Here is a 23,243-nt window from a genome sequence, read left to right on the forward strand (position 1 = left end):
CCCGTTCACACCTTGGCAATCATTCACGTCTGCGTGAATGGTTGCACGGCCGCGAATGATTGCGCAAGGGCTGAACGGTGTGGCTGAATGGCCGGGTGGTCGATCAGATGAAGGAACGCGAGGTCAGCGACGTCGCGACGTTGAAGGCGCTGGCCGATCCGCTGCGGCTGGCCGTGCTCGGGGCGCTGATGAAGCGGGACCCGCAGCCGATGTCGGTGAAGGAGGTCGCGGCCGAGCTGGACGAGGCGCCGACCAAGCTGTACCGGCACGTCAAGCAGCTGGAGCAGGCCGGGCTGGTGTTCGTCGCGGAGACCCGGCTGGTGTCCGGGATCGTGGAGAGCCGCTACCGCTCGGCCCAGCACTCACTGCGGCTGTCGCCGCAGGTCTACACCGAGGGCGACGAGCCGCCGGCCGCGCTGGGCGCGATGCTGGCGGCGCTGGACCTGGTGCGGGCCGACTTCCGGCGCAACTTCCTGGCCGGCCGGATCGACCTGACCCCGGCCGCGCAGGGCAACCGGCTGCCGAGCAAGTTCGCGCACACCACGATGCGGCTCAGCCCGGAGCGGCTGCGGAAGCTGCGCGGGCGGCTGGACGAGGTGCTGGACGAGCTGTTCGCCGAGCCGGAGTCGACCGGCCCGGACGCCGTCGAGGTGACCCTGTTCGCGCTGATGTACGCGGTGCAGTCGGCCCCGGAGGAGTGACGGCCGCTCAGACGTAGCGTTCCAGGATGGAGGACTCGGCGAGCCGGGACAGGCCCTCGCGCACCGAGCGGGCCCGGGTCTCGCCGACGCCCTCCACGGTCTGCAGGTCGTCGATGGAGGCGGCCAGCAGCTTCTGCAGGCCGCCGAAGTGGTCGACCAGCCGCTCGATGACGGTGTTCGGCAGGCGCGGGACCTTGGCGAGCAGCCGGTAGCCGCGCGGGGAGACCGCGGAGTCCAGCGACTCGGGGGCGCCGGTGTAGCCGAGCGCCTTGGCGACCGTCTGCAGGTCGAGCAGCTCGGCGTGGGTGAGCGCCTCCAGGTCGTCCAGCACCTCGGCGACGGTGCGGCCCTTCTTGGCGGCCCGGTCCGGGAAGTAGTCGCGGACCACGAGCTCGCGCTCCGGCTCGACGCCGGCGATCAGCTCGTCCAGCTGGAGCGACAGCAGGCGGCCGTCGGTGCCGAGCTCCAGCACGTAGCCGGCGATCTCGCCGGCGATCAGCCGGACCATCTCCAGGCGCTGCACCACGGCGGAGACGTCCCGGACGGTGACCAGGTCCTCGATCTCCAGCGCGGACAGCGTGCCCGCGACCTCGTCGAGGCGCAGCTTGTAGCGCTCCAGGGTGGCCAGCGCCTGGTTGGCGCGGGACAGCACGGTGGTGGAGTCCTCCAGGACCCGGCGGGTGCCATTGACGTACATCGCGATCAGCCGCATCGAGTGCGAGACCGCGACCACCGGGAAGCCGGTCTGCCGGTTGACCCGCTCGGCGGTGCGGTGGCGGGTGCCGGTCTCGTCGGTGGGGATGTTGGCGTCCGGCATCAGGTGGACGCCGGCCCGCAGGATCTTGGTGATGTCCTTGTCGAGGATCACCGCGCCGTCCAGCTTGCACAGCTCGCGCAGCCGGGTGGCGGTGAACTCGACGTCCAGCACGAAACCGCCGGTGCACAGGGCGTCCACGCTCTTGTCGAAGCCGAGGACGATCAGACCGCCGGTGTTGGCCCGGAGCACCCGCTCCAACCCGTCGCGCAGCGCCGTACCCGGCGCGACCGCACTGAGGGAAGCCCGCAGCAGGGCCTCCTCGCGGGTGGACTTGTCCGCCCGGTCGATGGCTGCCACGTGACTCCTTGGGGCGACCCGGACCGTGTGGCGCGGCGCCCGACGGTCTGTCTGTTATTACTGCACTTGACGGCAGTGAGCAGGTGCAGTCTAACTGCGTACGGCAGCAACGGGACGAGGGTCAGGCCAGTTCGTCCGCGTCGAGCGGCTCCCAGCCGTCCATCAGCTCGTCCGGGTACGCCCGAACCGGGGCGGCGGCGTGCTCCCGCGCGGGGGCCCGGCCGGCCGGGACGCCCTGCGGCGCGGCGTCCTGACGGGCCTTCGAACGGGGGCGGCGGCCGGGGATCGCGCGCAGCGCCTCGCCGATGTCGGACACCTCGACGACCTTCATGCCGGGCGGCACCTTGCCCGGGTCCGGCGGCACCAGGGCGTGCGTGAAGCCGAGCCGGTGCGCCTCGGCGAGCCGCCGCTGCACGCCCGTCACCCGGCGCACCTCGCCGGCCAGGCCGACCTCGCCGATCGCGACCAGGTTGTTCGGCAGCGGCGTGTCGGTCGAGGAGGAGGCCACCGCGAGGGCGATCGCCAGGTCGGCCGAGGGCTCGGTGAGCTTCACGCCGCCGACGGTGGCGGTGTAGATGTCCTGCTTGCCGAGCTTCACGCCGCCGTGCCGCTCCACCACCGCCAGGATCATCGCGATCCGCGGCGACTCCAGGCCCGAGGTGGTGCGCCGGGGCGAGGGGATCTGCGAGTCGACCATCAGCGCCTGCACCTCGGCCACCAGCGGGCGCTTGCCCTCCAGGGTGACGGTCAGGCAGGTGCCGGCCACCGGCTTGTCACGGCGCGTCAGGAACAGGCCGGACGGGTCGGCGAGGCCGACGATGCCCTCGTCGTGCAGTTCGAAGCAGCCGACCTCGTCGGTCGCCCCGTAGCGGTTCTTCACGCCGCGGATCAGCCGCAGCCGGGCGTGCCGGTCGCCCTCGAAGGACAGCACCACGTCGACCAGGTGCTCCAGCAGGCGGGGGCCGGCGATCTGGCCGTCCTTGGTGACATGGCCGACCAGCAGCGTCGCCATGCCGCGCTCCTTGGACGCCCGGATCAGGGCGCCGGCCACCTCGCGGACCTGCGCGGGGCCGCCGGGCGCGCCGTCGAGCTCGGCGGAGGCGATGGTCTGCACCGAGTCCAGGATCAGCAGGCTCGGGTTGACCGCCTCGATGTGGCCGAGCACCGCGCCGAGGTCCTGCTCGGCGGCCAGGTAGAGGTGCTCGGAGAGCGCGTTGATCCGGTCGGCGCGCAGCCGGACCTGGCCGGCGGACTCCTCGCCGGTGACGTACAGGGTGCGGTGCCGGTCGGTGGCGGCCTTCGCCGCGACGTCCAGCAGCAGGGTGGACTTGCCGACGCCCGGCTCGCCCGCGAGCAGCACCACCGCGCCCGGGACCAGGCCGCCGCCGAGCACCCGGTCGAGCTCCGGCACGCCGGTGGAGCGGGCGGTCGCCACCTGGCCGTCCACCTGCGCGATCGGCTTGGCGGGCGAGGAGACCGGGCCCGCCGCCGTGGTGCGGATCGGCACCGCGCCGTACTCCTCGACCGTCCCCCACGCGTTGCACTCGGGGCAGCGGCCGACCCACTTGGGCACCTGGTTGCCGCACTCGGTGCAGCGGTACGCCGGGCGCGGCTTGGCGGTGGTCTTGGTACGGGCAGCCATGCGCGCCACGGTAGCGCCTCGCACCGACAGGGCCCGGCGGGCGGGCGTCAACGGCGCGGGTCAACGGCGGGCGTCAACGGCGGGCGTCAAGCAGGCGAACAAGGGAGCGGTGGTGTTACCCGAAAGAAGGACAAGCGGCGTAAACCTGCCGGGCGGAGGGTTTGGGCTGCCTACCGTCGACGACGTGACCACCGGCCAGCTCCACCCCGTCGAACCCTCCCCGGCCCTGCGGGCGTACGGCGCCTGCGTCGACGGGCTGTTCACCTACTGCCTGTCCGTGCTCTGCGACCACGACGCCGCCGCGACGGCCGTGCTGGAGGTCCGCGACCTGGCCCGGCGGCACGGCGGGCGGCTCACCGAGCCGGCGCTGCTGCGCGCCTGGCTGTACGCGCTGGCCCGGCACCGCTGCCTGGCCCGGCTGAACGGCGGCGGCGCGCCCGTCGGCCCGCCGCCGGGGGCGGAGGCGCTGTGCGAGCGGCGGCGCGAGCTCGCCTCGCTGGCCTGGCCGGAGGCGGCCGGCACCGACCCGGAGCAGCGCGAGGCGCTGGAGCTGGCGGTCCGGCACCGGCTGGAGACCGGCGAGGTCGCGGCGGTGCTCGGCCGCTCCGACGAGGACGCGGCCGCGCTGCTGGACGCCGCCGGCGCCGAGGTCGGCCGGACCAGGACGGCGCTGCTGGTGCTCGGCGTGGGCGCCTGCCCGCAGCTGGCACGGCTCGGCGGGGGCGGCGCGGAGTCCTGGCGGGGCTGGGTGCTCGGCGCGGCGCTGCGCCGCGAGCTGGTGCAGCACCTGGCGCAGTGCCCGACCTGCCGGGGCACGGCGGAGCGGGTGGCCGGGCAGCTCGGGCAGGGCCTGGCCGGGCTGCCGGGCCTGCCGCTGCTGACCGCCCCGGCCCGGCTGCGGCCGGCCCCGGCGGCGGCGGGCGGCACCGCGTTCCTGTCGGGCGCGGCGGCCGGCCGGCGGGCCGCGCGGGGGCCGGCGGGCGGTGAGCCGCAGTTCGACCGGCGCGGCTTCCCCCGGCACCGGGTGGTGCTGCCGGCCCGCGGCTCGGCGGTGCGCCAGCGGGTGGTGACCACGGGCGTGCTGGCGGCGGTGCTGGCCGCGCCCGTGGTGGCGCTGTGGAGCGCGCACCGCGACGGCGCTCCGGACGGGCCCGCGACGGCGGTTTCCTCCGTGCGGGTGGACGAGCCGCAGGAGCGACCGGCGGTGGCCGCTCCGCCCGCCGTGAGCTCCGTGCAGTTGGCGGGCGCGGTGGCCGCAGAAACGTCCCTGCCGACGGTTCGGGGCCAGGCGGTGGCGGTGCCCGGGCACGAGGCGCCCCCGCCGTCCGAACCCGCGCCGACCGGTGCGCCGTCCGCCACCCGGGAGCAGTTGACCGTGGAGGCCGGCGAGTACGGCAACCGCACGGTGCTCACCCTGACCAACTCCGGCGACCGGGCGCTGACCTGGCACGCCGTGCCGGACGTCGACTGGCTGCGGCTCAGCCGGGACTCCGGCACCCTGGCGCCGGGGCAGCGGATCACCGTCCTCGTCACGGTGGACGAGACCCGGGCCCCGCAGAGCCGGTGGACGGCGCACGTGGCGCTGCGGCCGTCCACCGCCGTGGTCACCCTGGAGGGCGGCACCGAGCACCGCGGGGTGCCGCGGCCGGGGCCGGTGCCCAGGCCTGTCACGACGCCGACGAGTGTGCCGGACGGCACGCCGTCTCCGAGTGGTTCGGGGAGCGCGTCGTCGTCGGAGCCTGCGGCTTCGCGGCCGTAACCGGGCAGGGACTGCGACAAGCGCGGGGCCCTCCGCGAGGTCGCGATCGAGTGCAAGTCGTTGTCCTGCCTCGCGATCTTGCGGACGTGTGCGTTCCCCCTCGCGCAGTTCCCCGCGCCCCTGTTTTCGCACCCTCCCACGCCCGCCCTGGTGGGGCTAGCGCGGCTGGATCGGGGGGAGGCGGTAGGTGCCGTCGAGGATGGCGTCCTGGGGCTGGTACATCCGCACCATCGGGCGGAAGCCGGAGGACGGGGTGGGCAGCCAGTTGGCGAACTCGTCGGGGTCGGTGGGCTGCCGGTGCTGGAGGTGGAGGGTCAGCGAGCCGTCGGGGGCGTACACCAGGCCGGGGGTGCGGTCGCCGACGGAGAACCGGTCGATGTCGTTGGGGACCAGCAGGTACTCGGGGGTGTCGTACATCGTCACGGACCAGAACGCGCCGACCGGCGGCGGCTGTTCGAAGCGCAGGGTGTAGGAGCGGGCGCCGTCCAGCGGGTGGCCGTCGGCGTCGTGGTAGGTGGTGGCGTAGGCGGCCTCGTAGGCGTGGTTGCCCCACAGGGCGGTGCGGGCGGCGACGGCGCGGGTGAGGTAGGTGGCGCGGCGGTCGGCGACCTTCCACTGCGGTTCGTCGCGGGTGCCGGGGCCGAGGTGGTCGAGGTTGTAGTCGAACAGGTGCAGGGTGACGGTCCATTCGCCGGTGGGTTCGGCGGTGCCGATGCTCGCGGCCTCCACCCGTTCGCGGCCCGCGGCCAGGCCCTTGGCGAGCGACTGCGTCCACTCCGTGGGGCCGTCGCGGTACGGGGAGCGGCCCCGGTCGAGCAGGCCGATCGGGGCGAAGCGGTGCTGGAACTCGACGTCGGCGGGGCCGGGCGGGAACGCCGACATCCACACCCGCAGACGTTCCAGGAACCGCAGTTCCTCGGGGACGTCGGCGGCGGGCGCGGGCAGTCCGGCGAGCCGGTGGCCCTTCTCGACCGGGGTGAGCGTCAACTGCTCCTGCAGCGCCCGCACTCGGGGCAGGTCGTCGGGTCCGGTGCAGGCGTGCCGGGCGGCGATCGCGGCGACCAGGGTCGGCGAGGTGATCACCGGCACGCCCTCGGGCGCGGTGCCGTGCCAGTGCGGCGGGGCGATCAGCCAGGTCTGTTCGGCGGTGCCGGTCGAACGGCGGCCCAGGTAGGCGAAGTTGTTGGTCCAGGCGTCGATGAACTGCAGCACGTAGTAGGCCCCGGCGGAGTCAGGGACGTGCAGCAGCAGCGGGCCGCCGGTCAGGTCGAGCGGGGCCACCGAGTACACGGTGTCGTTGTTGACCGACACGAAGTGCGAGCCGGGGGTGGCGAGTTCGGCCGCGTGGCCGAAGGTGTTCCACTCGGTCGGGCCGATCGAGCCGATGCCCCGCCGGTGGATGGTGTCCACCATGGTCAGGTCGGCGACCAGCGGGTAGCCGTACACGAAGGCCTCGGCGGCCAGCATCTCGGGCGTGGCGTCAACCATGGCGAACGTCCTTTTCTGCTCGGCGGGTTCAGCGGGGGGTGGGTGTCGGCAGCTGCCAACTACCGTCCAGCAGCTCGGGGTTCGGCCCGTAGGCGCGCACCACGACCTGGTAGGGGCCGGCCGGTGCAGGCAGCCAGTTCGCCAACTCGTCCGGGGCCGTGGGGCGTTGGTGCTGGAGGTAGAGGGTGAGCGAGCCGTCGGGGGCGTACGCCAGGCCGGGGGTGCGGTCGCCGATCGAGTAGCGGTCGATCTCGTTGGGCGCCAACCGGCGCTCCGGGAAGCGGTACATGGTCGCGGACCAGAAGTAGCGGGCCGGCGGGAGCCGCCCCGCTTCGAAGCGCAGGACGACGGGCAGCCGGCCGCCCGCCTCGGACTCCCAACCGCCGTACCAGGCCTCCTCGGCGGGCAGCCCGTACAGGCCGGTGAGCGCGCCGCACGCGCGGTCCAGGTGGCGGGTGCCGAGCTGCTCACGGGTGCCGAACAGGGCGCCTCCGGTGGACGTGTTCCGGGCGGCCGCGGCGAGCTGTCCGCGGCCGTCGCCGATGCCCGCGAGCATCGCCCCGCGCACCTCGGCGGGCAGTGCGGCAGGTTCGAAGTCGCCTGCGCCGACGCCGAGTTCGAGGAGGCGCTCGCGCAGTTCGGCGTCGGCGGGCAGCACCGGGAAGAAGCCGAGCAGGAAGTCCAGGAAGGTGAAGAACTCCAGCGAGCCGAGCACCTCCTCGCCGCGCCAGACCGGCCACACCGGCTCGGACGCCACCGGCCGCGGGGTGCCCAGGTGCTCGCTGAGCGGCTTGAGCCGGTACCCGTCCTGGACCTGCCGCAGCTCCGGCACGTCGGCCGGCCCGGCCAGGTAGGTCCGGGCGACGATGCCCACCAGGTTGGTGTCCGTCCGCACCACGCCGTCGAAGCCGTCCGGCGGGTTCGCCCGGTGGCCGGGGCCGGCGATCAGGTGGCGGCCGCCGCCGCTGCCGGTGGTCCGGGTGCCGAGGAAGCCCGCGTACGCGGTGTCCAGGTCGTGCACCGGCAGCACGTGGTACCGCTCGGTGGCGGGCGCCTCCAGCACCCACGGTTCGGCCCGCAGGTCGAGCCACGCCCAGGAGTACGGGGTGTCGTTGTTCGGCGTCACCACGTCCGTGTCGGCGGGGGTGAACGGGCGCGAGAAGTGCCGGAACACGCCGAAACCCCCGACGTACCGGGGGTCCGCGTCGTCGACGGCCTGCACGTACAGCGTCCCGTAGTTCGCCAGCACCGGGTAGCCCCAGATCCACGCCTGCGCCGCCGTCCGCCGGACCGCCGCCGGATCCACGCTGGCCGGGCCGCCCATGCCGTCCGCCCTTCTCCCCGGAACAACGGGATCATTGAGACATACCGGTACACCGGGGATGCTATGCGGCCGTGCGGCCGGCCGGGTGTCCCGACTCTCCGACACACCGTCAGCGGGCGCTCGGGCGCGGGTGCCGGCCGGTCTGCGGGCGGCGGAAACGCTCTGCCCTCAGCAGAGAACCGGGACGGGCGGGCGTGCGGCGGGCACGCTGCTCCCATGGAGATCCTTCTGCTCGGCGGTTCCAAGTTCCTCGGCCGCGCCTACGCCGCTCAGGCGCTGGCGCGCGGCCACCGCGTCACCACCTTCAACCGCGGGGTCAGCCGCGCCGACCTGCCCGGCGTCGAAGCCGTCCACGGCGACCGCACCTCGCTCGACGACCTGCACCGGCTCGTCGACGGCCGGCAGTGGGACGCGGTGATCGACACCTCCGGGCAGCAGCCGCACGACGTCGCCACCACCGCCCGCCTGCTGCGCGACCGGGCCGGCCACTGCGGCTTCGTCTCCTCCGTCCACGCCTTCGCCGACTGGCCCGCGCTGCCCGTGGACGCCGACTCCCCCACCCTCGACTGCGCCGGCGACGTCGGGCCCGACCAGCCCTTCGCCAACGCCCTCAAGGCCGGCTGCGAGCGCGCCCTCCTCGACAACTTCGGGCCCGCGGCGATCCTCAACTGCGGCCTGCTGATCGGCCCCCACGAGCCGATCGGCCGCCTCCCCTGGTGGCTCGACCGGATCGCCCGCGGCGGCCGGGTGCTCGCGCCCGGCGCCCCCGAGAACCCGCTCAGCCTGATCGACGCCCGCGACTTCGCCTCCTTCGGCCTCGACCTCGCGGAGCAAAGCGCGACCGGGCGCTTCGTCACCACCGCGCCGATCGGGTCGGCGACCATGGGGGAGTTCCTGGAAGCCTGCCGCACGGCGACGGGGTCGGACGCGGAGTTCGTCTGGACGCCGGACGAGACGCTGCTCGCCGCGGAGGTCGCGCCCTGGGTGGAACTGCCGCTCTGGGCCCCCGTCGCGGAGGGCTGGCACGGGACGTGGCGGGCCGATTCGTCGCCCGCGATCGCGGCGGGGCTGCGCATTCGGCCGCTGGTGGAGACGGTGCGCGACACGTGGGCGTGGCTGGAGGACGGCGGGCGGGCGGAGGTCGCCTACCGGCAGTTGGACACGCCGTTGGGGATTGCGGCGGAGAAGGAGAGCAGGCTGCTGGAAGGGTGACCGACCAGGGGCGCGAGGGAACTGCGCGACAAGCGCCAACGGGTCCGTGAGGGCGCGATCAATGGCAAGTCATTGCCCGCAGCGCGATCTTGCCGTGGGACGCCTTCCGCTGCGCGCAGTTCCCCGCGCCCCTGTCTTCGCGCTCACCTGCCTACCCCTGTCAGTAGCTGCGGCGCGTCACCAGTTCCGCCAGTGCGAGCAGCTCGTCGGTGCGGGACGGGTCCGGGACGGCCAGGGCGAGGTGGCTGATCGCGGTGGCCATGCGGTCGCAGCTCTCGGTCTGGGCCCAGGCGCGGCCGCCGGCGCGGTCGACGGCGGTGGCGGCGGTGGCGAGGTCGGCAGGGCTGAGCGGGCGGCCGGAGGCGTAGAGGGCGGCGAGGCGGGCGCCGTCGGGGGTGCCGGAGGAGAGGGCGTGGACGACCGGGAGGGACTTCTTGCGGGCGGCGAGATCCGCGCCGACGGGCTTGCCGGTGATCGCCGGGTCGCCCCAGATGCCGATCAGGTCGTCGATCAGCTGGAAGGCGAGTCCGATCTCGCGGCCGAAGGCGTCCATCGCGTCGGCGGTGGCGTCGTCCGCGCCGGCGTAGAGCGCGCCGAGGGCGCAGGCGCAGCCGAGGAGCGCGCCGGTCTTGCTCTCCGCCATGGCGAGGCATTCGGCGAGGGTGACGTCGGAGCGCTGTTCGAAGGAGCAGTCGGCCTGTTGTCCGGCGCAGAGTTCGACCACGCAGTCGGCGAGGCGGCGGACGGCGGCCGGGGCGGCGGGGTGGGGGTCTTCGGCGAGGATCCGCAGGGCGAGGGAGTGCAGGGCGTCGCCGGCCAGGATCGCGCCGGTGGTGCCGAACACCCGCCAGGCGGTGGGGCGGTGGCGGCGGGTGTGGTCGCGGTCGAGGACGTCGTCGTGCAGCAGGGTGAAGTTGTGCACGAGTTCGACGGCGGCGGCGGCGCGGACGGCGTCCTGCGGGCGGCCGCCGACGGCCTGGGTGGCGGCGAGCACCAGGGCGGGACGGATCGCCTTGCCGGCGCCGGCCGCGCTGGGGGTGCCGTCGGCCTCCAGCCAGCCGAGGTGGTAGCCGGCGATCTGCCGCATCGAGTCCGGGAGGGTGTCCACGGCGGCGCGCAGGGCCGGGTCGACGGTGGTGCGGGCGCGGCCGAGCAGGGCGTGGGCTTCGGCGGTGTCGCGGGCGCCCTCGCTGTGCTGTTCGCGTTCGAACACGGTGGTGGCCATGCTGAGTCCTCCCCCTGGGCCCGCCCCGGGTGCGGGGCGGGGCGGATCTCCGCGCCGGCCGAGTGCCGATGCGGGTGACGGGCGGGCCCGGGACGGCGGGCCCGCCCGGTGGTCAGTCGTGCCAGTTGGCGATGTCCACGTTCTCCAGCACGCCGATGGCGTCGGGGACGAGGATCGCGGCGGAGTAGTAGGCGCTGACCAGGTAGGAGATGACGGCCTTCTCGTCGATCCCCATGAAGCGGACGTTCAGCCCGGGCTCGACCTGGTCGGGAAGCGTGCCGGGGCGCAGGCCGATCACGCCCTGGTTGTCGTCGCCGACGCGCATCGCCAGGATCGAGGTGGAGCCGTTCACCACCGGGATCTTGTTGCAGCTGTAGATCGGGACGCCGCGCCAGGTGGGCACGGTCCTGCCGTCCACCTTGATCGTCTCGGGGTAGAGGCCGCGGCGGTTGCACTCGCGGCCGAAGGCGGCGATGGCCTGCGGGTGGGCGAGGTAGAACTTGGTGCTGCGGCGGCGGCAGAGCAGCTCGTCCATGTCGTCGGGGGTGGGCGGGCCGGAGTGGGTCTGGATCCGCTGGCTGTACTCGGCGTTGGCCAGCAGGCCGAACTCCGGGTTGTTGACCAGCTCGTGCTCCTGGCGTTCGCGCAGTGCCTCGACGGTCAGCCGGAGCTGGTGCTCGGTCTGGTTCATCGGCTTGTTGTAGAGGTCGGCGACCCGGGTGTGCACCCGCAGGACGGTCTGGGCGACGCTCAACTCGTATTCGCGCGGGGCCAGTTCGTAGTCGACGAAGGCGCCGGGCAGTTCGTGCTCGCCGTGGTGGCCGGCCGACATGCCGATCTCCGCCTCGCCCTTGCGGTTCTGCGGGAGTCGGGAGTCCGCGACGAAGGCGAGGATCTGGTCGCGCAGTGCCTCGGAGCGGTCCGCGATCTCCTGGAAGGCGGGCCAGGACAGCACCATCACGGTGCCGGCGGTGGCGGCCTTGACGCTGTAGGGCCAGCGGCGGTCCGCGACGGTGAGCGCCTCGTCGCCGATGTGGTCGCCGTCGGCGAAGGTGCCGAGCACGGTGGCGTCGCCGTAGGGGCCGGTGCCGACCTTGTCGACCTTGCCGTGCGCGACCAGGTAGACCTCGTCGATCTCGCGGCCCTGCTCGATCAACAACTCGCCTGCGGCGAAGTCCCGTTGGACGAAGCGGCCGGCCAGTTCGGTGAGCAGCTCGTCGTCCTCGAAGCCGCGCAGGACGGGGACCTCGCGCAGGGTGGGCGGCACCACGGAGACCTCGCGGCCGGTCTGCACGAAGCCGACCCGGCCGCGGCCCACCGCGTAGGAGAGGCGGCGGTTCACCCGGTAGGTGCCGCCGTCGACCTCGACCCAGGGCAGGGCGCGCAGCAGCCAGCGGTTGCTGATCTCCTGCATCTGCGGGGCGGACTTGGTGGTCGACGCGAGGTTCTTGGCCGCCGCCACCGAGAGGCTGCTCTGCGGCCTCGCCTGGGGAATTCCGGCGGTTGTTTCGGTCGTCATTTCCGAGAGCCTCGTGATCGCGTCGACGGCGGTTGGCGGCAACCATGCTGACGGGCGGTCAGGGCACTCGGCAATCACTCGTGCGGGTGATTCAGGTGTGCGGGGTGAATAGTGCGACCAGTGCACCGGGTCATCGCCGCCCGATCCGCGCGAGCCTTCCGGCGGCCGTCCGCGCGCCCCGCCGCACACCCGCGCGAGCCCCGGCCGGACCCCGGTTTCGAGGCGTCCGGGCAGCTCATCAGGCCGTTGTTCGAATCACTCCGGAACAGCGCTAAGGTGGCCCCCACACCGCGTGGTGAACGCCGCCGCAGCGCAGGCGAACCGGTCGGTGAACCCCCATTGGCACGCCCTTCTCCGGGGAGACCTTCCGTGACCGCGCCTGTCCGCGTCTGGCTGAACCGCACCTACGCCGAGAACGTCTTCTTCATCGAGCTGCTGCGGTCCGCGCCGCGCCCGGTGCACGTCCTGGCCACGCACGTCGACCCCGATTCGCCGGTGCTCGCCGCCGCCGACCTCGGGCTGCTGGAACCGGACCTTCGCTCCGCCGAGAGCTATGTGGAATTCGCGCTGGAATTCTGCGCCCGGCACCGGGTGGACGTGTTCCTGCCCCGGCTGCACCAATTGGCGATATCGCTGCGCCGCCGCGAGTTCGAGGCCCTCGGCACCACGCTGATCTGCCCGCCCGCGCCGGCGATCGCGCTGTTCGACAGCAAGGCGGAGGGATACCGCGCCCTCGACGCCGCCGGCCTGCCCACCCCGCTGTGGCGGCACGCCGACACCGCCGCCCAACTCCTGGTCGCCGTCGAGGAGATCGAGGCCACCGGCGCCACCGCCTGCCTGAAGCCGGCCGGCGGGGCCGGCGGCGAGGGCTTCCGGATCCTCACCCGCGAGCCGTTCAGCCTGCGCCGGCTCGCCGGGTATGTCGACGCCCGGGTCCAACTCGACCAGGTGGTGGCCGCGTTGAGGTCCTCCACCGCCCCCGCGGACCTGCTGGTGATGCCCTACCTGAGCGGCCCCGAGGTGTCGGTGGACTGCCTCGCCGACCAGGACGGCCGGGTGCTGGCCGCCGTCGGACGCACCAAGCAGGGCCGCCGCCGGGGCTTCACCGTCGACCCCCGCTACCTGGAGCCGGCCCGCCGCCTGGTCGAGCGGTTCGGCGTCGGGCACCTCTCCAACGTCCAGTTCCGGCACGAGGCGAGCGGGCGGCCGGTGGTCCTCGACATCAACACGCGCCCGTCCGGCGGCCTGCACCAACTCCGGCTCTGCGGGCTCAACCTGCCCGCCGCCGCGCTCGAACTCGCGCTCGGGGGACGGCCGGTGCTGCCCGCAGCGGACGAACTCGCGCTCGGCGACTACACCTTGGTGTCCGGCATCCAGGCCGTGCTGCCCCGCCGGGGCGCGGCGCCCGCGCTGGAGCGGCTCGACGGGGCGCTCGCCGGCTGAGCGGCGGCCCCGGGCCCGGTCGGCCCCGGGTTCAGTCCGCCGGCCCGGACCAGTCCAGGGTCGGCGGCAGGACGCCCTCCAGGGTGAGCAGCCACCGCTTCACCTCCACCCCGTGCCAGCCGCCGCCGAAGCCGCCCAGGCCGTCGGACGCCACCACCCGGTGGCACGGCACCAGCAGCGGCAGCGGATTGGCCCCCATCATCTGGCCGACCGTCCGGGCGGGTATGCCCGGCTCGGCCAGCTCCTCGAAGACTCCGCTGCGGGCGGCGAGCGCACCGTAGGTGATCGTCCGGCCGTAGCCGACCTCGGTCAACAGGCAGCGCAGGACCGCCAGTTGGGGGCCGGTCGCGAAGCGCCAGTCGATCGGGAGGTCCAACTCCCGGCGCTGCCCGGCGAAGTACTCGCCGACCCGGGCCTCGACCAGCGTGCGCTTGCGCGCGTCCTCGCACTCCGGGACGCCGACCGGGCGGCCGGCGAAGACCTCCGCCGCGAAGGTGGCCGCGGCGACGCCCTGCGAGGTCACCCCGAACTTCATCGGGCCGCTCGGCAGGGGCGTGGCCACGGTCACCCACGACAGGTCCATGCGTTCAACGTACCGGGCGGCGGGGGACGGGGGGCGGCGGTTGTCAGAGGTGGTCGCGCAGGTACTCCGAGAGGTTGTGGCACCAGGTGGCGAGTTCCGCGCGGTCCGGGGGGTCGCCGCCGGAGAGGGCGGCGGTGGCGGCGGCGGGGAGCTGGCCGGTCGCGGCGAGGCGGGAGAGGCCGGACAGCACGGCGCTGAGGCGCTCGGCGTCGTCGTGGCTGAGCATCACGAGCGCGTCGGTGTGGCTGATGGTCATGGAACCGGGCATCGCGTTCTCCTCGGGTCGTCCCCCGGGTGGCTGCCCCCTCGGTCCACGGTACGACCGGCGCGGCGGGGCCGCGCGCACGGTGCTCGCCCGTTCGGCGCGCTCGGATGGCCGGGGTCGGCGGGCCGCTGGACGGTCGGAGCAGGATCGTCCGGGCGGCAGGGAGCGCAGATGGCTGAGCAGGCGGCGGAGCCCGGGATCCGCGCGTTGCTGCGCAGTCCGGGCTACGGCCGGCTGCTGCTGGTGTCCGCGCTGGTGGGTGTGCCGGTCTCGTTGGCGGCGTTCGGCTTCGTCGGCCTGGAGCACGAGCTGCAGCACTGGGTGTGGGAGTCGGCGCCCGAGGCGCTGGGGTACGGGCGGGCGCCGTGGTGGTGGCCGGTTCCCGCCCTGGCGTTGGCGGGTCTGCTGCTGGCGCCGATCGTGACGCGGCTGCCGGGGCGGGGCGGGCACGTGCCGGTGCACGGGCTGGGCGGGCCGCCGACGCTGCCGGTGGAGGTGCCGTCGGTGGTGCTGGCCGCGCTGGCGTCGCTGCCGCTGGGCGCGGTGCTGGGCCCGGAGGCGCCGTTGATGGCGGTGGGCAGCGGGTTGGCGCTGCTGGCGGCGGGGCGGGCCCGGCGGGCGGCGGGCGGGCCGGCGGTGCCGCTGCTGGGTGCGGCCGGGTCGACGGCGGCGATCTCGACGATCTTCGGGAGTCCGCTGGTGGCGGCGGTGATGATGATCGAGGCGGCGGGTCTGGGCGGTCCGCAGCTGACCCTGCTGCTGCTGCCGTGCCTGCTCTCCTCGGGGGTGGGGGCGCTGGTGTTCACCGGGTTCGGGCACTGGACGGGGCTGACCATCGGGGCGTTGGGCCTGCCGGTGGTGCCGAGGGCGGCGCTGCCGGACGCGGGGGACTTCCTGTGGGGCGTGCCGCTGGCGGTGGTGATCGCGGTGGTGATGGTCGCGGGCCAGACGCTGGGCCACCGGTTCGCGGGCTTCACGGCGCAGCGGACGGGGGTGCGGACGGTGCTGTGCGCGCTGCTGGTGGGGCTGTGCCTGACGGGATACGCGCTGGCGACGGGCCGGTCGCCGCAGGAGGCGGCGTTGTCGGGGCAGGCGACGCTGGGGCAGTTGGCGGCGGATCCGCAGGCGTGGTCGGTGGGGGCGTTGTTGGCGCTGGTGGTGTTCAAGGGGCTGGGTTGGGGGGTGGCGTTGGGGTCGTTGCGGGGTGGGCCGATCTTTCCGGCGGTGCTGGTGGGGGCGGCGTTGGGGGTGGCGGCGGGCGGGCTGCCGGGGTTGGGGGTGGCGGCGGGTCTGGCGGCGGGGTTGGCGGCGAGCAGTGCGGCGGTGACGCGGTTGCCGGTGACGAGCACGGTGCTGGCGGCGGCGCTGCTGGGTGACCAGGCGGCGGATTCGCTGCCGCTGGTGATCGTCTGCGCGGTGGTGGCGTTCCTGACCGCGACGTTCGTGCACCGGGTGGCGGAGGGCGGGCCGCCGACGGCGCCCTGACCGGTTCTCGGCCGCGGGGCGGCAAAGTTTGAGTCAAAACGGTGAACGCCCCGCGAACCGGTCGTGGACTCCTGTCGCACAGGCCCCACCCATCTCCCTCCCACCACCTGGGAGCAGGAGCGTTCGTCGTTTTCGCTGCTGAAACCTGACGGTCGCCGGCCGATCGGAAATGGACACTCCCCGGCCTGGTCCGGTCAACTCCGAAAGGCCCTGCGACAGGCGCGGATCCGCAGGTGGCGCGGGTTGCGGGCGCGGCGGGCCGGCGAGCGGCGGGCGGCTGCCGCCAGGTTGGCCAGGACAGCCCTCACCACATGGTGGGAAGCCGAGAAAAAGTTGGCCTCGCCGCCGGAAGCGAACCCCCGTTCACAGCCGGCGTCACGGCCGGGACTCCGTTCCGGCCGGACCGACGAGCCCTCTGGAGGGGACCATGCGTAACGACATCCTCGTGCAGCAGGACACCGACCTCGACCTCGACCTGCGCATCGCGGAGGTCGCCGAGGAGACCCAGGCCTTCGGCCAGGGCACGTACACCTCCCCGAGCAGCTACGCGATCGGCACCCGCTGCCCGATCTGCTGCTGACGTCACGTCGGTGGAGCATCTGCGCGGGGCGGGCTGCGGCCGCCCCGCGCTTCTTCGTCCCCCGCAGTTTCCCGCCGTCTCCGACCTTGAGGGGCACCACGAACGTGCGAGCAGAGCAGGACCTGTTCGAGATCCGCGAGCCGGTACTGGTGCGGATGGCCAGCACGCCCCGGACGGGCGCCGAGACCCGGATCGACCCGGACGACCCGGTCCCGGGGGTACGCCGGCTGGCCGCGAACCCGCTGCTGCGGCAGGCCGTCGAGGTGGCCAGCGGCAGCCTCGCACTCAGCCTGCAACGCCTCGGCGAGCCCGACGGCGCGGCCGCGCTCGGCCGCAAGCGGACGGTCAGCGCCGCCCGCACCCTGACCCGCTACGCCCGCCGCTCGGGCGGCCGGCCGACGCCGTTCGGCCTGTTCGCGGGGGTCGGCCGGGCGTCGTTCGGGGCGGCCGCGAAGTCCTCGCCCGCCGGGGCCGGGCAGGTCCGGGTGCGGCTGGACGGCGGCTGGCTGCACCGGCGGGTGCTGGCCTGGCTGGCTGTGCCGGAGGTCCGCCGCCGGGTCGAGGTGGTGCTGGACGACCTGTCCGTGCTGCGCGACGGCCGGCTGCTGCGGCACACCGGCGAGCGCGAGGTCTCGGTGCGCGACAACGCGCTGGTCGCCCGGGTGCGCGAGCTGGCGGCCCGGCCGGTCGGCTACGCCGCGCTGCTGGCCGACCTGGCGGAGCGCTTCCCGCAACTGTCGGAGGAACGGATCGACACGGTGCTGGCCGGGCTCGTCCAGCACGGCTTCCTGCTGACCTCGCTGACCCCGCACCGGATCGACGACGCGCTGCTGAGCCGGATCGAGTCCGCCGTGGACGGGGCGGTGCCCGGCGCCGCCGAGGGCCTGCGGGCGGTGCGCGCCGCCGCGGCCGCCCACGAACTCGACCGCCCCGGCGAGGGGTTGGAGTCCTGGCGGGCCCTGCTGCGGGAGGTCCGGGCGCTGGACCCGGACGACCGGGCCGGGGAGCGGCCGCCCGTCCAGGTCGATCTGCGGATGCCCGCCGACCTGGTGCTGCCGGAGGCGGTCGCCGAGGAGGTGCGGCGGTACGCGGCGGCGATCTGGGCGATCACGCCCGAGTGGACCACGCTGGAGCACCTGCGCGACTACCGGGAGCGGTTCGTCGAGCACTACGGCACCGCGAGCGCCGTCCCGCTGGGCGACCTGGTCGACCCGCAGCGCGGCCTGGGCCTGCCCGCCGAGTACGGCGGCGCGCTGCCCGCGCACTCCCGCTCCGGGCCCGGCGACGACGCCGACCGCCCGCGCCGCAACGCCGTCGCCGAACTCGTCCAGCAGGCCGTCATGTCCGGCCGCGACCTCGAACTGGACGACGCCGACATCGCCCGGCTCGCCGACGCCGCCGGCCACGCCCCGGGCAGCAGCCGGCCGCCGCGCACCCTGGAACTCTGCTTCCAACTGCTCGCCGACTCCGCCGACGCCCTCGACCGCGGCGAGTTCCTGCTGCTCGGCAGCCCGCACATCGGCTCCTGGACGGCCGGCGCCACCGCCGGCCGGTTCGCCGACCTGGCGGGGCTGACCGACGGCCTCGCCGCGCTCGCCGCCGGGCCCGCCGAGGACGACGTCCTGCCCGTCCAGGTCGAACTGGCGCCGCGCGACCCGCGCTCGCTGAACATCGTCCAGGTGCCGCCGCTGCTGCCGGACCGCCTGCCGATCGGGGTGCCCGCCGACCGCGACGACCCGCACTGCCTGGACTGGCGCACCCTGCTGGTCGCCGCCGGCGAGGGCGGACTGCGCCTGCTGCACCCGGAGACCGGCCGCCAGGTCGTCCCGGTCTTCCCGCACATGCTCGCCCTGGACGCGCAGGCCCCGCCGGTCGCCCGCTTCCTGTCCGAGCTGTCCGCCGCCCGCCCCCGGGTGTGGTCCGGCTGGGACTGGGCGGGCCTGGACACCCTGCCCTACCTGCCCGCCGTCCGCTACGGCCGTGTCCTGACCACCCCGCGCCGCTGGCTGCCCGGCCGCCGCCTGCGCGACGCCGCCCGCACCCCCGGGCCCGCCGCCTGGGCCGAGGGCCTGCGCGAATGGCGCGAACGCTACCGGGTGCCCGACCGGCTGCTGATCGCCAGCAACGACCGGATGTTCCCGATCGACCTGCGGGAGAGCTGGGACGCGGAACTGCTGCGCGCCGAACTCACCGCCCCCGAACCGAGGTTCCAGCTCTTCCAGGACCTCACCGCGGACGGCGCCGGGCTCGGCTGGAACCACGGCCACAGCACCGAGATCGTCGTCCCGCTGTTCCGCGCCCCGGCCCCGCAGCCCGCCGACGCGCGGCCGCCGCTCGCCAAATCGGCGCTGCGCCTCACCCCGACCGCCGTCCACCTGCCCGGCGAGGACTGGCTGTTCGCCAAGCTGTACGCCGACCCGTCCACGCACGAGACGCTGCTCGCCGACCACCTGCCCGCGCTGCTCGCCGACCTCGGCGAGGACATCGACCGCTGGTTCTTCCTGCGCTACCGCGACCCCGAACCGCACCTGCGGCTGCGCCTGCACGGCGACCCCGCCACGCTGACCGGCCGCGTGCTGCCCACGCTGTCCCGGCACGTCCGGCAGCTGATCGGGCGCGGCGCGGTGCGCACCATGGCGCTGGACGTGTACCGGCCGGAGACCGACCGCTACCTCGGGCCGGATGCCCAACAGGCCGCCGAGGAACTGTTCCTGACGGACAGTCAGTCCGCCGTGGTGCAGCTGCAGGCCCGCCGGCGCGGGGCGGCCGCCGTGCCGGACGAGGTGCTGGCCGCCGTCGGCCACGCCGTGCTGCTGGACTCGCTCGGCGACTGGGACTGGGCCGGCTGGGCCGACCACCTGTTCGACAAGAGCCCCGACCACCAGGTCTACCAGCGCCACCGCGCCCTGACCGACCGGCTGATCCGCCCCGGCGACGCCGCCCGGCACGCCGCCGAACTGCTGGGCGTCCCCGCGCTGGACACGCTCTGGACGGACTCCCCCGCGCCGCGCGCCTTCGGCCGGCTGCTGCTGGCCGCCCCGGAGGCCGACCGGGACGAGGCCCTGATGTCGCTGCTGCACATGCGCCACAACCGCCTGTTCGGCATCGACCCGGCCGCCGAGGCCCGCGGCTACGCGGTCCTGCGCGGCGCGGCCCGCACCCTCCTGGGCCGCCGCGCCCACTCCGGCGGGACCCGGTGACCGCACACCGGCCGGGCCCCGCCGGGACCGGGGGACGGCAGTGGCCTGCGGCCGGGCGGTGGGACGCCGACACGCCGGAGTCGACAGCACCCCACCGGCTGCCCGAACCCGGCCACGCCGAGACCGGGGCGGCGGGCCGGCGAACCCCCGTGACTCCGCCTGCCGAAACCCGGAACGCGCTCGCTCCGACGCCGGCTCACCGACTCACCGCTCCTGGCGCGGCCCACGCCGGGGCCGAAGGCCGGCGACGGCGCTCGGCTCCGCGCACCGCCACGCCCGCCGACGCAACCGGCCGAGCAGCCATCCGGCGCCCACACCCTGCCGAGCCGCCGAACCCGGGCGGGCCGTCCGCGCGGCGGCGGTCGTTCGCCCCGGCCGTGCGTTCTCTCTCCGTTCCCGTTCCTTTCACCACCCGGAGCCCGCTATGACCGTGACCGATCCCCCCGCGACGTCGACGCGCCGGGCCGAGCTGCGCGAGGCGGCCGGGGCGGTGTCCGACCGGATCCTCGACAGGCTGGCCGATCCGGCCGCCGTGATGGCCGCCACCCGGATCCCGGCCGAGGCGGCCGACGACGGGGTGGCGGAGGGGGTGTGGGCCGAGTTGACGCTCGGCAGCGGCAGTCCGGGCCTGGCGCTGGCGTTCAGCGGCGGCGCCCGGCCGGGCACCGACCGGGTGGCGCGGGCCCACGGCTGGCTGGCCGTCGGCACCCGGGCCGCCGCCGACGGCGACACCACGCCCAGCGGGATCTTCAAGGGCCCCGGGGCGCTGGCCTTCGCCGTGCTGGTCGCCAACCGCGCCACCGGCGGCTACGGCAGCGCGCTGCAGCGGCTGGACGCCTACCAGCGGCAGCTGGTGCGCACCGCGCTGCCCGCCGTGCCGGACGGGCCGCTGCCCACCATCGGCCACTACGAGGTGGTGCGCGGAATGACCGGCGTCGGCCGGTACCTGCTGGCCCGCGCCGAGACCTGCGGCGAGGAGCTGGAGCGCGTCCTCGGCTACCTGATCGAGCTGTCGCTCGGCGAGGTCGAGCACCGCGGTGTGCGCGTCCCGCGCTGGTGGGCGCTGGACGCGCCGCGGATCGGCCAGGAGCACCTGTTCGCCGACGGGCACCTCAACCTGGGCCTGTCGCACGGCGTCCCCGGCCCGCTGATGTTGCTCGCCCTGGCCTGGCGGGACGGCGTCCGGCTCCCCGGGCAGCTGGAGGCGATGGAGAGCGCCGCCGCCCTGCTGCTGCACTGGGCGGTGCGCGACGAGCACGGACCGTACTGGCCGGCTCACCTGAACCTCGACCAGTACCTGGCCGGCCCCGACTCCTATGCGAAACCGGCGAGTTGGCCGTCCTGGTGCTACGGCGCGCCCGGCGTCACCCGCGCCCTGCAGGTGGCGGGCGCGGTGCTCGACCGGCCGGAGTGGACGGCGGTGGCCCGCGACTCGGTGGAGCGGCTGCTGACCAGGCCGCTCGACGACTGGGGCATGACGGACCACGCGCTGTGCCACGGCTGGGCCGGCGCGCTGCACCAACTCGGCCGCCTGAACGAGCATTTCGGCGACCCGCGGATCGAGGACCGGCGCGACCTGGTCGCCGCCCGGCTGATCGACGCCTTCGACCCGGACGCCCCGTTCGGCCTGCGCTTCTCGATGACTGTCAAGCCGTTCGCCTCCGACGTCTCCGGCTACCTGGACGGCGCCGCCGGCGCCGCGCTCGCCCTGGACTCGTACGCCTCCGGCGGCACCCCGCACGACTGGGACATGCCGCTGCTGCTGTCCTGACCCTCCCGGCAACGGGGCCGGCCCCCGGCCGTGGCGGGTGCCACGGCCGGGGGCCGGCGGGTTGTGGGGGTGTCAGGCGTTGGGCAGGGCGGCGGTCAGCGCGGTCGGGACGCGGACCACGTCGAGGAACGAGTAGCCGTTGGTCCCGAACTCGCTGGTGGCCATCGGGCGCTTGTGGCCGTTGTTGACGACCATCCAGACGGTGGTGCTGTCGGGCGACAGCAGCATGGTGCCGTCGGCCGGGGCGCTCTTGGCGGCGGCGGTCGCCTCCCAGGCGCCGGGGACGCCGCGCAGCGGCTGCTGGTCGTAGCCGAGCGCGGTGAAGTCGGCGGCGGAGAGCGCGACGGCCTTGCCGCCGGCCATCACGTAGCGGGTGGCCTCCTGTCCGGTGGCGTTGGTGATCACGGTGCCGTTGGCGAGCGGCTTGGCGGCGATCTCGGCCAGCCAGGTCTCCGGGGCGCCGGTGGTCGCACCGGCCCGCCAGACGTCGTTGTACTCGGGGAGGGTCAGCGGCAGGGCGGAGCCGTTGGCCGTGACGTACACCGTCGGGTCGGAGCCCGTCTCGCTCTTCAGCAGCACGGCGTCGGCGGGCTTGGCGGCGGCCGCCCGGGCGAGCCAGGAGCCGGGGACGCCCATCAGCGGGCGGTCGTTGTAGCCGTCGGCCGTCCACTCGCCGGCCGAGATGTGGGCGGCCGCGCCGGCCACCATCACGTAGCGGCCGTTGTCGGTGCCGTTCTGGTTCATCACCACGGTGCCGTTGGGCACCGGCCGGGCCGCGGCCTCCTTCAGCCAGGCGGCCGGGACGCCCACCCAGCGGCGGGTGCTGTAGCCGTCGTTGGCCCACTCGGTGCCGGAGATCGGCAGCGCGGCGCCGCCGACCATCACGTAGCGGCTCGGGTCGGTCCCCGCCTGGTCCTGCACGACCACGCCGCTGCCCAGGGTGCGCTGGACGGCGTCGTTCAGCCAGGAGGTGGGGACGCCCATCTGCGGCTTGGTGCTGTAGCCGCCGGAGATCCAGTCGTCGCCGCCGATGTGCAGGGCGACGCCGTCCACCACCACGTAGCGGCCGTTGCCGCCGGCCTGGTCCATCACGACGGTTCCGTTCGGCGGGACGGCGGGCAGCGCGTTGAACGCGCCGTCGTCGACGGTGACGATGTGGCTGAGGTCGTAGTGGTCGGCGTCCACGTCGGAGCCCTGGATGGCCAGGCCGGCGCCGCCGACGATGACCTTGACGGTCGGGCCGGAGCCCTTCACCAGGGTGCCGGCCGGCAGGCTGGACGGGTTGCCGCTGTTGCCGGGGAACACCGGGGAGATGAAGCCGCTGATCCGCTGGCCGGCGACGCTGGTGCCGATCGCCGCGTTGCTGATGGTGTAGGTGGAGACGATGCCGTCGGAGTACTGGGCGTGGTTCTGGTTGCCGCCGACTATGGTGATCGAGCTTCCGTTGACGGCCGTCACCAGGTTGACGTGCGCGGCCCAGTCGGTGGCGGAGCTGTAGTCGTAGACGATCGCGTCGCCCACCTGTGGGGTTCGGTGCAGGGTGCCGTGTCGGACGCCGTAGTCGTAGAAGCTGGCGGCGGCGGCGGACAGCTCGTTGGTGTAGGAGACGCCGTTGCGACCCCAGACCCAGCCCGCGAAGTCGGCGCACCAGGCCTCGCGTTCGTGGCCCGCTCCGTCGCAGGAGTTGCCGCCGCCGTTGCCGGGGATGTACCCGCCGCCGTTGTTGCCGCACGGGCCGTGGCCGATCTGGCTGTTCGCGGTGGAGACGATGCCGGCCGTGTCGGCCTGCGCGAGGCCGGCCCCGAGGGTGGTGACGGCGCCCGCCGCGACCATGGCGGCCAGGCCGGTCTTGCAGAACTTGTCGGTGATTCCCATGATGTGGAACTCCTTGGATGATGGACGCCCCCGGAGAGGCGGTCCGAACCGGTGGAA

17 protein-coding genes are annotated in these 23,243 nt (G+C 74.6%); 8 read left to right on the plus strand and 9 right to left on the minus strand.

Annotation, left to right across the window (positions count from 1 at the left end; translation table 11 throughout):
- Positions 1-95 precede the first annotated feature (95 nt).
- Positions 96-701, plus strand: coding sequence for a helix-turn-helix domain-containing protein (locus ACWEMJ_RS14460; RefSeq protein ID WP_452137349.1), 606 nt, complete (start codon positions 96-98; stop codon positions 699-701).
- A 7-nt stretch (positions 702-708) separates the two neighbouring features.
- On the opposite strand, the gene disA is transcribed toward ACWEMJ_RS14460, so the two are convergent.
- Both disA and radA read right to left on the minus strand, forming a co-directional pair.
- On the minus strand, positions 709-1,815 hold the full coding sequence (gene disA, locus ACWEMJ_RS14465; protein ID WP_043914862.1) for a DNA integrity scanning diadenylate cyclase DisA: 1,107 nt from the start codon (positions 1,813-1,815) through the stop codon (positions 709-711).
- Positions 1,816-1,936: 121 nt separating this feature from the next.
- Entirely contained in the window at positions 1,937-3,457 is a 1,521-nt protein-coding gene (gene radA, locus ACWEMJ_RS14470) for a DNA repair protein RadA (protein ID WP_452137350.1), read from the minus strand.
- A 184-nt stretch (positions 3,458-3,641) separates the two neighbouring features.
- Between radA and ACWEMJ_RS14475 the strand changes: the two genes are divergently transcribed.
- Positions 3,642-5,216: a BACON domain-containing protein gene (locus tag ACWEMJ_RS14475; protein ID WP_452137351.1), complete on the plus strand. Its 1,575-nt coding sequence runs from the start codon at positions 3,642-3,644 to the stop codon at positions 5,214-5,216.
- Positions 5,217-5,372: 156 nt separating this feature from the next.
- On the opposite strand, the gene ACWEMJ_RS14480 is transcribed toward ACWEMJ_RS14475, so the two are convergent.
- Positions 5,373-6,704, minus strand: a complete 1,332-nt coding sequence (locus tag ACWEMJ_RS14480; protein WP_452137352.1) for a DUF1254 domain-containing protein — start codon at positions 6,702-6,704, stop codon at positions 5,373-5,375.
- A gap of 28 nt (positions 6,705-6,732) precedes the next feature.
- Complete coding sequence (locus ACWEMJ_RS14485; protein WP_452137353.1) at positions 6,733-8,028, minus strand: DUF1254 domain-containing protein; 1,296 nt, start codon at positions 8,026-8,028, stop codon at positions 6,733-6,735.
- A 216-nt stretch (positions 8,029-8,244) separates the two neighbouring features.
- On the opposite strand from ACWEMJ_RS14485, the gene ACWEMJ_RS14490 reads away from it, so the two are divergent.
- Positions 8,245-9,240 (plus strand): NAD-dependent epimerase/dehydratase family protein, encoded by a 996-nt coding sequence (locus ACWEMJ_RS14490; protein ID WP_452137354.1) that lies wholly within the window; start codon positions 8,245-8,247, stop codon positions 9,238-9,240.
- A 160-nt stretch (positions 9,241-9,400) separates the two neighbouring features.
- Here the strand turns inward: ACWEMJ_RS14490 and ACWEMJ_RS14495 are convergent, their stop codons facing one another.
- Both ACWEMJ_RS14495 and ACWEMJ_RS14500 read right to left on the minus strand, forming a co-directional pair.
- Positions 9,401-10,465, minus strand: a complete 1,065-nt coding sequence (locus ACWEMJ_RS14495) for a family 2 encapsulin nanocompartment cargo protein polyprenyl transferase (RefSeq protein WP_452137355.1) — start codon at positions 10,463-10,465, stop codon at positions 9,401-9,403.
- A 112-nt stretch (positions 10,466-10,577) separates the two neighbouring features.
- Positions 10,578-11,984 carry a family 2B encapsulin nanocompartment shell protein gene (locus ACWEMJ_RS14500; protein WP_452137356.1) on the minus strand — a complete coding sequence of 469 codons (1,407 nt, stop codon included), beginning with the start codon at positions 11,982-11,984 and terminating at the stop codon, positions 10,578-10,580.
- A 369-nt stretch (positions 11,985-12,353) separates the two neighbouring features.
- Here ACWEMJ_RS14500 and ACWEMJ_RS14505 point away from each other — a divergent pair, with 369 nt between their 5' ends.
- Complete coding sequence (locus tag ACWEMJ_RS14505; RefSeq protein ID WP_452137357.1) at positions 12,354-13,427, plus strand: ATP-grasp domain-containing protein; 1,074 nt, start codon at positions 12,354-12,356, stop codon at positions 13,425-13,427.
- Between the two features lie 31 nt (positions 13,428-13,458).
- On the opposite strand, the gene ACWEMJ_RS14510 is transcribed toward ACWEMJ_RS14505, so the two are convergent.
- Positions 13,459-14,010: a methylated-DNA--[protein]-cysteine S-methyltransferase gene (locus ACWEMJ_RS14510; protein ID WP_452137358.1), complete on the minus strand. Its 552-nt coding sequence runs from the start codon at positions 14,008-14,010 to the stop codon at positions 13,459-13,461.
- Positions 14,011-14,053: 43 nt separating this feature from the next.
- Positions 14,054-14,278 (minus strand): hypothetical protein, encoded by a 225-nt coding sequence (locus tag ACWEMJ_RS14515; RefSeq protein WP_452137359.1) that lies wholly within the window; start codon positions 14,276-14,278, stop codon positions 14,054-14,056.
- Between the two features lie 168 nt (positions 14,279-14,446).
- Here ACWEMJ_RS14515 and ACWEMJ_RS14520 point away from each other — a divergent pair, with 168 nt between their 5' ends.
- From ACWEMJ_RS14520 to ACWEMJ_RS14535, 4 genes are all read left to right on the plus strand, one after another.
- Positions 14,447-15,760 (plus strand): chloride channel protein, encoded by a 1,314-nt coding sequence (locus tag ACWEMJ_RS14520; protein WP_452137360.1) that lies wholly within the window; start codon positions 14,447-14,449, stop codon positions 15,758-15,760.
- A gap of 427 nt (positions 15,761-16,187) precedes the next feature.
- Positions 16,188-16,340, plus strand: coding sequence for an SCO0268 family class II lanthipeptide (gene lanA, locus ACWEMJ_RS14525; RefSeq protein WP_452137361.1), 153 nt, complete (start codon positions 16,188-16,190; stop codon positions 16,338-16,340).
- 155 nt (positions 16,341-16,495) lie between these two features.
- A complete protein-coding gene (locus ACWEMJ_RS14530) occupies positions 16,496-19,540 on the plus strand; it encodes a lantibiotic dehydratase (RefSeq protein WP_452137392.1) in 3,045 nt (1,014 codons plus the stop codon).
- A gap of 424 nt (positions 19,541-19,964) precedes the next feature.
- Entirely contained in the window at positions 19,965-21,311 is a 1,347-nt protein-coding gene (locus tag ACWEMJ_RS14535) for a lanthionine synthetase C family protein (RefSeq protein ID WP_452137362.1), read from the plus strand.
- A gap of 72 nt (positions 21,312-21,383) precedes the next feature.
- Here the strand turns inward: ACWEMJ_RS14535 and ACWEMJ_RS14540 are convergent, their stop codons facing one another.
- Positions 21,384-23,186 (minus strand): CHAP domain-containing protein, encoded by a 1,803-nt coding sequence (locus tag ACWEMJ_RS14540; RefSeq protein ID WP_452137363.1) that lies wholly within the window; start codon positions 23,184-23,186, stop codon positions 21,384-21,386.
- Between the last annotated feature and the right edge of the window lie 57 nt (positions 23,187-23,243).

The sequence above is a fragment of the Kitasatospora sp. NPDC004531 genome, from assembly GCF_053602195.1.